This is a genomic window from Streptomyces altiplanensis, from assembly GCF_053591575.1.
This window is the reverse complement of sequence record NZ_JBSFUB010000084.1, coordinates 24,190-30,788: the sequence shown is the minus strand read 5'-3', so window position 1 is coordinate 30,788 and position 6,599 is coordinate 24,190. Positions and strand designations below refer to the sequence as shown.

The following is a 6,599-nucleotide window of genomic DNA, read 5'->3' as shown; positions in this document are numbered from 1 at the left end:
GGGGTCAGCCCCCGAGCATCCGCTTCAGCAGGTCCCGCAGTGCGGTGCGGTCTCCTCACCGGAACCGGACCGTTCTGCCTGCCCCCGGTCTCTGCCTGCCCAGGCCGCCGCCCGCGGACGACGGCCTGCCGCCGTCAGCGGGTGACGACCTCCAGGGTGATGGCCGGCCGGTTGCCGAAGCGCTCCCCCATGCTGTTGGCGATGCTGGTGAAGGGCCCCCGGATGTCCTTGATGCCGATGCCCTCCAGATAGGCCGCGTGCGCCTCGATGGAGGCGATGGCCACGTCGAGCGTGTCGGTGATGTCGACGGCATGGGTCGGGTGGGGCGACTGGGCGATGGCGATGTGCTTGACCCCGCCCCACGGCTCCAGTTCCGGATCGGGGAAGATCCAGCGGTTGCCGGCGTCGCCCACGGCGTCGAACAGCGCCTGACCGGTGTGGCGGTGGTCGGGCGAGTTCCGCTTGCCGCCGGGAAAGGTGTCGTGGTGGTTGAAGCCGACGATCAGCTCCGGCCGGTGCCGCCGGATCGCCCTGGCGATGTCGCGGCGCAGGGCGACGCCGTACTCGACGACTCCGTCCCTGTGGTCCAGGAACTCCACGTCCTGCACGCCCACGATCTTGGCGCTGGCGCGCTGTTCGGCCTCACGGACCTCCGCGGCGCGCTCGGGGGGCATGCTGTCGATGCCGGCCTCGCCGCGGGTGAGCAGCAGGTAGGACACGCTCTTGCCCTCCGCGGTCCAGGCGGCGATCGCTCCGGCCGCGCCGAACTCCAGGTCGTCGGGGTGGGCCACCACGGCCAGTGCCCGGGTCCAGTCGGTCACCATCGGCTGCAGCTGATCTGCCATCTGTCCGTTCCTTCCAGTGGTCGGCCTCCCATCGTCCGCGTCCCGGGCGTCGCCGGTCTGCTCACTGTTGGGCAGGCACCCCGGCCGGTGCGGGGCGCCGGGGCCGGCTTCCGAATTGCTCAGTTGTGAGCTGAGCGTCCGGGAGACGTCGGCCTAGCTTCTGGGCATGTCATCGCCACCATCGGGTGAAGAGGCTGCCGAGGCCGGCCGCGCGGAGACCGTGCACGATCTCCTCCGCCGGCGGGCCGAGCGGGAGCCCGAGCAGACAGCCATCGACGTCGCCGGTGCCGCGACGCTCTCCTTCGGACAGTGGGAGGAACGTTCCAACGGGGCGGCACGGGCCCTGATCGCGGCCGGCGTCCGCCGCGGAACCCGGGTCGCGCTGCTCTTCTCGGACCAGGACTGGATCGACTACGCCGTCGCCTACCTCGGTGTGCTGAAGGCCGGCGGGACCGCCGTCCACCTGAGTGACGAGATCCCCCCGGCCGAGGTGCGCAGACGCTGCGCGCAGACCGGACCGGCGGGTGTGGTGCACAGCAGCGGCCTGGTGCCTCCGGACCGCCTCGGCGGCTGGGCCCGTCCGGTGACCGGGCTCACCGGGGACACCGCGCCGGTGGAGGTGGCCGTCGCGCCGGACGATCTGGCCGACATCCTCTACACGTCGGGAACGACGGGGCCCGCGAAGGCCTACACGAACCCGCACAGCACGCTCCTGCACGGCCGGCGCCCTGCCGGGCTGCGCAGGTTCGACAACTCGGCGCCGCTGCTGGCACCCATGCCGATGGGCACCCCGTCCAGTGCGATGAGCGCCTCGCTCATGCCGCTCAACTCGCCCGCCACGGTGATCCTGTGCCGTCCCGGCGACATCGAGACGATGGGCCGGCTGATCGCGGAACGGGGCGTGGCGACCGTGATGCTGACGCCGTGGACGGCGATGCGGATGGTCGCGGCGAAGCTCGGTGAGCGGTACGACCTCACCAGCGTGACGACGATGGCGATCGCGTCGGCCCCGCTGCCCGCGCCGACCGCGCTGGCTCTGCGGAAGATGATGCCGGGCATCGCCGTCAACACCGCTTACGCCCAGGGCGAGGCGGTGCCGGCGGTGATCCTCGGCTCGTACGACCCCGACCGTCCGCTGGCGCTGGGGCGGCCGGCGCCGGGCACCGAGCTGATGCTGGCCGGCCCGGACGGCGAGCCCGTGCCCGACGGCACGACCGGCGAGATCCGGCTGCGTTCGCCGGCGGCCCGCCGGCGCTACCTCGACGAGGAGCTCGACGCCGGTCTGCGCAGCGGAGGCTGGATCCGCACCAGGGATCTCGGTCGCATCGGCGCCGACGGCGACCTGTACCTGTTCGACCGGATGGCGGACGCGGTCCCGGTCGGTGACCGGCTCGTCTCCACGCTGGAGGTCGAGAACGCGCTCTACTCCCACCCGGAGGTGCGGGAGGCGGCGGTGCTCGGTGTGCCCGGCCCCGAGGGCGGCCTCTCCGTCACGGCGGTGGTCGTCGCGGGGAGCCCGGACCCGGGCGCGGGGCCGGACGAGACGGGCGGGAGCCTGCCCGGCCGGCTGCGCGGCCATCTCGCCTCTCACCTGAAGCCCTATCAGATTCCGTCGGCGGTGCACGTGGTGGACAGCCTCCCCCGCGGCATGACCGGCAAGGTCCTCAAACACCGGCTGCGTGAGCGTCTGTCGCCCACGGCCGGAACACCACGATCCCCGAAGGGCAGGAACATCCCATGACTCAAGAGTCCCCCCGGTTCGCTCCGCCGGCGGCGCACCGCCAGACGTCGGTCGCGCTCTCGGATCTGCTGCATTCCGGCAACGCGGGGGTGGTCGTCGAGCGGGTGGGCCAGCTGCGTGCCGAGTTCCGTTCCGAGGGGCGCCGGTTCGCCAGGGACCTGGCGGAATACATCAACACGGCGTACGCGGGAATCGCGAGTGTCTTCATCTACGAGGAGACGTTCGGCACCGAGGACCGGCTGCACTGGCTGTTCCATCTCGAGTCCTTCGACGCTTACGAGAAGCTCCTCGCAACGGCCAGACAGGACGAGGGGTGGCGTGACATCATCATGCGCAATCGCGTGCCCGAAGAACGGGGGGGCGGCTCGTGGGAGTGCATGTTCATCGATGGCAGCCTGCAGGAAACCGTACTCATTCCGTCCAGCTTCGGCATGTACGGCACCGCGGACGAGAAGCCTGAGACCGTGGTCGAGGTGGACGGTGCGGCGGTGGAGCGTTTCCTCGTCCCGACCGCCGCTCACCAGAGCAGCCAGTCCGGGCAGGACGTCCTGAACTCGGCCAACTGCGGGCTGCTGATGCACCGGACCGGTGAGCTGAACTACGAGTTCCGTGGCGAGGGACGGCAGTTCGCGCGGGCACTGGCCGAGGGGTGGAACAAGAGCCTCGCCGGACACGCGACGATCTACCTCTACGAGGAGGCGTTCGGGCTGTCCGACCGGATCCACTGGTTCATCCATCTGCGCTCCGTCACCGACTACTACCACCTGATGGGACTTCGGGCCCGCGTGGACAACGATGCTCGTATGGTCTTCACGAAGCAGTGGATACCGGACGAGAAGGGGGGCGGGGGCTGGGAGCGGATGTTCGTCCAGAGCACGCTCGAGGACATGGCCCTCACCCCGCAGCACCACGACACGTACGCCGCACAGGCGCCGAAGTAACCCAGCCCGTCGCAGCACACCGTCAACCGATGATGAGGGAGAGCACCAGATGACCACCACAGCCGCCGGAACCTTCGAACTGGTCTGGGACGAGAAGCCCCCGTACTCCGATGAGGAGGGCACCCAGCTGTCGAAGGTCGTCGTGACGAAGACCTTCACCGGTGACATCCAGGGCACGAGTGTCACCGAGCTGATCAAGGCGATGACGAGCGAGCCGACCTCCGCCGGCTACGTCGCCGTGGAGCGGCTGACGGGCACCGTGCACGGGCGCAAGGGCACCTTCGTGCTCCAGCACAGCGCCATCTCCACGCGCGGGGAGGGCGACCTCAACATCGTCATCGTCCCCGACTCGGGGACGGGTGAACTCAGCACCATCAGCGGCAAGCTGAACGTCGTCGTCGCCGACGGAACCCACAGCTACACGCTGGAATACGACCTCGGCGATTCAGCCTGATCCATCAAGGCCGGGGCGGCGCAGGCCGTCCCGGCCTTTTCTTTTCCCGTAAGCCGGTTTACGCGCGAATTCACAGCGTATTGCAGCAGGGGTTGTCAACGGCACGCCGAGGTATGTTTTCGACCGACTCGGCACACCCGTTAACGACAAAGAATTCGATGTCACCACCCTTGCTCTACGGAAAGGTTCTGGCCATAATTTGGCTGTCGGCACCTCAGGGGGTAGGTCCAGGAGCTGGGGAAGCACTGACCCGCTGTCGACAACGGGGGCTTCTTTTCCGCCATCCTCCGCACAAAGGCGATTGAGCCGGCGCGGACGGACCAGGTAAGTCCCCCGCCCCAATTCCGGTTTTATCGAATCGGCACCTGAGCGCTGAAGCTGCACGTTCCCCGGACCAATGGTCCGGGTGGAGCCGAAACGAGGGGGGAGTGAACGGTTCTGTGAACAGTAATCGCCAACCCAGGGAAAGCACCGGCAGGACGACCACGGCCGGGGGGTGTTGTCGGCGATGATCCCGTCCTCTTCCTCGGCACGGCTCGGCGAGACGCTCGCCCAGATGATCCGGTTAAGGACACTGACCGCGACGACCATCGAAGTCGCCCGCCGCGAGGTGGTCTACGGCTGCCTCGACCGCGACCGCAGCATCTATCTCGTCGAGCAGGGGCAGGTGAAAGCGATCATGCCCTCCAGGGAGGGCAAGGAGTGTCTCCTGGACATCTACTCCGCGGGCGACGTCTTCGGTGAGCTGTGCCTGGTGGGTGACGGGAGGACCGAGATGGTCTCCGCGATGACACCCGTCGTACTGCAGCGGATGCCCGCCCACCAGCTGGTCGAGGCCATGGAGGACGCGGAACTGCGCGACGAGATGGTGCGGCACATGGCGGGCCGGCTCTTCGAGCGGCAGCAGCTCATCGCCGGACTGGTCACGGAGGACAGCGAGTACCGGCTGGCGTCCGTGCTGCTGCACCTCGGCCGCAAACTGGGCAGGCGCGAGGCCCATCTGCTGCGGATACAGGAGAAGATCACGCAGGAGGAGTTGTCGGCGATGGTCGGCACCACCCGCTCCCGGGTGGGGTTCTTCCTCAAACGCTTCCGCAACGCGGGCCTGGTCAACCGCGGCCGGGACTGCTTCATGGCCATACACGAGCCCCGTCTGCAGAGCTTCATCGCCGAAGGCTACCAACCGCGCCCCAGGCCGATGCCGACGGAGAGAACGGCGGCCTGACGATGCGTGCTCTGGAACTGGCCACCGCACCACCGCTCACCACCCACCAGGTCCAGCTCTTCCTGCTCCAGCTCGGCGTACTGCTGCTGCTGGCCCTCTGCCTCGGCCGGCTGGCGGTGCGCTGCGGCCTGCCGGCCGTGGTGGGAGAGCTGTCCACCGGCATCCTGCTGGGGCCTTCGGTCTTCGGGCTGCTGGCCCCCGAGGCGGCCGCCCGGCTGCTGCCGGCCCAGCCGGGGCAGGCCCATCTCCTGGACGCCGTGGCGCAGTTCGCCGTGCTGATGTTCGTCGGCGTGGCGGGGGCGCACCTGGACCTGGGCATGGTGCGCCGACGGCGCGGGGTGATGCTCAAGGTGAGTCTGGGCAGCCTGCTGATCCCGCTGGGGCTGGGCGTCGGCGCGGGTTTCCTGATACCGCGCACACTGATGGGAGAGGGGGCACAGCGGCCCGTCTTCGCGCTGTACCTCGGTGTCGCGCTGAGCGTGAGCGCCATCCCGGTGATCGCCAAGACGCTCGCCGACATGCGGCTGCTCCACCGTGACGTGGGGCAGTTGACCCTCGCCTCCGCGGCGCTCACCGACGCCGTGAGCTGGTTCCTGCTGTCGCTCGTCTCGACCATGGCGGTGGGGGCACTGGCGCCGGGCGACATCGCCCTCGCGGTGCTCTCGCTCACCGGTTTCGTCGCCGCGGCGGCGTTCGCTGGCCGGCCGCTGGTCCGCTGGGTGATGCGGCGGGCCGGCCGGACCGGCGACCCCGTCCCGGTGGCCGCGGCCGCCGCCGTCGTCGTCCTGCTGAGCGCCGCGGCGAGCCAGGCGCTCGAACTGGAGGCGGTGTTCGGTGCGTTCGCAGCCGGCGTCCTGCTCTCCCAGGCGGTCGACCGGCGTCTGCTCGCCCCGCTGCGCAGCGTGACGCTCGCGGTGTTCGCCCCGCTGTTCCTGGCCACCGCCGGCCTGCGGATCGACCTGACCGCTCTGGCCGACCCCGTGGTGCTCGTCACCGGCCTGGTCGTGCTCGCACTCGCCTCGCTCGGCAAACTGGCCGGCGGCTACCTCGGTGCCCGCAGCGGCGGGCTCGGCCACTGGGAGGGCATCGCGATCGGCGCCGGGCTCAACGCCCGCGGCGCCGTGGAGATCGTGGTGGCCGCCGTGGGCCTGCGGCTGGGGCTCCTCACCACGGCGACGTACACGATCGTGCTGCTGATCGCCGTCGCCACCTCGCTGATGGCGCCGCCACTGCTGCGCCGGGCCGGCGCCCGGATCGAGCAGACCGCGGAGGAAGTGCTGCGGGAGGCCGGCACGGCCCCGCCCGTGGCGGTGGCCGAACGCCCCGACTGAGCCGCCCACCCACCACCCCCTGCCGCCCGTGCTGCTCAATTGCGGGCAGCCCGGCGGCGCGG

6 protein-coding genes are annotated in these 6,599 nt (G+C 70.1%); 5 read left to right on the top strand and 1 reads right to left on the bottom strand.

The genetic code is table 11. From position 1 onward, the window contains the following. Window positions 1-134 precede the first annotated feature (134 nt). Window positions 135-845, bottom strand: a complete 711-nt coding sequence (locus ACWD0Y_RS28225) for a PIG-L deacetylase family protein (protein WP_450263140.1) — start codon at window positions 843-845, stop codon at window positions 135-137. Window positions 846-1,011: 166 nt separating this feature from the next. Between ACWD0Y_RS28225 and ACWD0Y_RS28220 the strand changes: the two genes are divergently transcribed. The 5 genes from ACWD0Y_RS28220 to ACWD0Y_RS28200 all read left to right on the top strand — a co-directional run bounded on the left by ACWD0Y_RS28220 (window position 1,012) and on the right by ACWD0Y_RS28200 (window position 6,537). Further along, complete coding sequence (locus ACWD0Y_RS28220; RefSeq protein WP_450263139.1) at window positions 1,012-2,586, top strand: class I adenylate-forming enzyme family protein; 1,575 nt, start codon at window positions 1,012-1,014, stop codon at window positions 2,584-2,586. Beyond that, complete coding sequence (locus ACWD0Y_RS28215) at window positions 2,583-3,527, top strand: DUF6039 family protein (protein ID WP_450263138.1); 945 nt, start codon at window positions 2,583-2,585, stop codon at window positions 3,525-3,527. Before ACWD0Y_RS28220 ends, ACWD0Y_RS28215 begins: the two co-directional genes overlap by 4 nt. Window positions 3,528-3,576: 49 nt before the next feature. After that, window positions 3,577-3,981, top strand: coding sequence for a DUF3224 domain-containing protein (locus ACWD0Y_RS28210; protein ID WP_450263137.1), 405 nt, complete (start codon window positions 3,577-3,579; stop codon window positions 3,979-3,981). Between the two features lie 508 nt (window positions 3,982-4,489). Continuing rightward, a complete protein-coding gene (locus ACWD0Y_RS28205) occupies window positions 4,490-5,206 on the top strand; it encodes a Crp/Fnr family transcriptional regulator (protein WP_450263136.1) in 717 nt (238 codons plus the stop codon). Window positions 5,207-5,208: 2 nt separating this feature from the next. Then, on the top strand, window positions 5,209-6,537 hold the full coding sequence (locus ACWD0Y_RS28200; RefSeq protein ID WP_450263135.1) for a cation:proton antiporter: 1,329 nt from the start codon (window positions 5,209-5,211) through the stop codon (window positions 6,535-6,537). Window positions 6,538-6,599 lie beyond the last annotated feature (62 nt).

Excerpts from the sequence above, each read along its gene's own strand:
- ACWD0Y_RS28220 (WP_450263139.1), top strand. The coding sequence starts at position 1,012 with ATGTCATCGCCACCATCGGGTGAAGAGGCTGCCGAGGCCGGCCGCGCG.
- ACWD0Y_RS28210 (WP_450263137.1), top strand. The coding sequence starts at position 3,577 with ATGACCACCACAGCCGCCGGAACCTTCGAACTGGTCTGGGACGAGAAG.
- ACWD0Y_RS28200 (WP_450263135.1), top strand. The coding sequence starts at position 5,209 with ATGCGTGCTCTGGAACTGGCCACCGCACCACCGCTCACCACCCACCAG.
- ACWD0Y_RS28205 (WP_450263136.1), top strand. The coding sequence starts at position 4,490 with ATGATCCCGTCCTCTTCCTCGGCACGGCTCGGCGAGACGCTCGCCCAG.
- ACWD0Y_RS28225 (WP_450263140.1), bottom strand. The coding sequence starts at position 845 with ATGGCAGATCAGCTGCAGCCGATGGTGACCGACTGGACCCGGGCACTG.
- ACWD0Y_RS28215 (WP_450263138.1), top strand. The coding sequence starts at position 2,583 with ATGACTCAAGAGTCCCCCCGGTTCGCTCCGCCGGCGGCGCACCGCCAG.